Here is a 680-nt window from a genome sequence, read left to right as displayed (position 1 = left end):
CTGTTTGACGGCTCGGTCTTCCGGCCGGCCGGTCCCGTCGATCTCGAAGCGGGGAAGAAATATACCATCACAATACACCCCTCCACGGAAGATCCCAATAAGGATCCCGCTTTCGACATCGCGTCACTTGCCGTAGATACCCATATCCCCGACCTTGCAGAGGAGCACGACCACTATCTGTACGGGTCACCGAAACGGGTTGCCCATGAATAGATGTTTCGTCGATACGGCTTGCTGGATTGCATTGCTCAACAAGCATGACCATCTCCACAAAACCGCCGATACGCTCTACAAGCGCCAGATGGAATCCGGATCCTCTCTCGTCACCACTTCCTCCGTGCTCACCGAGACGTCCAACGCTCTCTGCCACCCTGCATTCAAGCCATCCGTCATAGCATTTCGCCGCCGCCTTGAATCATCACCCCGGGTGGAGATTGTCTTTGTCGATCCCGACCTCTGGTCGAAAGGGTGGAATATCTACGAGACACGATTGGATAAGGCGTGGAGTCTTACCGACTGCATCTCCTTTGCGGTCATGAAGGAACGGGGCCTCTCCGATGCCCTGACAGGTGACCGGCATTTTGTCCAAGCCGGATACCACGCCCTGCTCGCTGAAGACCGGGAATGATCGGGATTGTGCCGTCCCGACACAGGGATAGACTACATCGCCGAGAACAATA

At 55.7% G+C, this 680-nt stretch carries 2 protein-coding genes; both read left to right on the top strand.

The genetic code is table 11. The features are described from left to right. A partial coding sequence (locus EI28_RS15210; RefSeq protein WP_048115512.1) for a hypothetical protein occupies positions 1-213 on the top strand: 213 nt, incomplete at its 5' end. After that, a complete protein-coding gene (locus EI28_RS12985; RefSeq protein ID WP_052379762.1) occupies positions 206-628 on the top strand; it encodes a type II toxin-antitoxin system VapC family toxin in 423 nt (140 codons plus the stop codon). The genes EI28_RS15210 and EI28_RS12985, both read left to right, overlap by 8 nt. Positions 629-680 lie beyond the last annotated feature (52 nt).

It is taken from the genome of Methanoculleus sp. MH98A, from assembly GCF_000691865.1.
Classification (GTDB): domain Archaea; phylum Halobacteriota; class Methanomicrobia; order Methanomicrobiales; family Methanoculleaceae; genus Methanoculleus.
This window is presented reverse-complemented; position numbering and strand designations above follow the sequence as displayed.

Excerpts from the sequence above, each read along its gene's own strand:
- EI28_RS12985 (WP_052379762.1), top strand. The coding sequence starts at position 206 with ATGAATAGATGTTTCGTCGATACGGCTTGCTGGATTGCATTGCTCAAC.